At 35.0% G+C, this 711-nt stretch carries 1 protein-coding gene; it reads left to right on the forward strand.

Annotation, left to right across the window (positions count from 1 at the left end; all coding sequences use genetic code 11):
• The coding region (locus ACTNDN_RS24925; protein ID WP_441132573.1) for an IS3 family transposase at positions 1–711 on the forward strand (711 nt) is incomplete at both ends.

The raw sequence follows: 711 nt of genomic DNA on the forward strand, positions 1-711 counted from the left end.
TATGAGGCGGAAATCCGAGATAATCAGGATGATGAATTAACAGCTATAATTGTTAAAATTTTTAAAGATAGTCGGAATATTTATGGACAAAGAAAAATAAAAAAAGAACTTCAAAAGCAAGGATGGAAAGTGTCACGTCGTCGTATTGGGCGAATAATGAAAGAACAAGGACTTGTCTCCAAATATACAGTTGCCCAATACAAACCTAGAAAATCAATCGTAAATGAGTCCGAAATTGGAAATGTCTTGAATCGTGAATTTAAGCAAGACAAGGAATTGAAAGTGATTGTGAGTGATTTAACATATGTTCGAGTGAAGCAAAACTGGCATTATATTTGTGTTTTAGTAGATTTATATAATCGTGAAATTATTGGTTACAGTGCTGGCCCTAATAAGAGTGCTGGGCTAGTTCAACGTGCCTTTTCATCGGTAAAATATAACCTAAACCGCCTCGAATTATTTCACACGGATCGAGGAAGTGAGTTTAAAAATAAACTGATAGACGAGGCATTAGAGACGTTTGGTATTGCGAGATCTTTAAGTGAAAAAGGGACACCTTATGACAATGCAGTTGCCGAGGCAACCTTCAAAACTATTAAAACAGAGTTCGTTAATGGGAAGGTTTTCGATAGTCAACAAAAACTTGATCTAGAGCTATTTGATTACGTTAATTGGTTTAATAATATTCGAATTCATGGATCACTGGACTAT

Source organism: Niallia sp. HCP3S3_B10 (assembly GCF_052064465.1).
Lineage (GTDB): Bacteria > Bacillota > Bacilli > Bacillales > Cytobacillaceae > Niallia > Niallia hominis.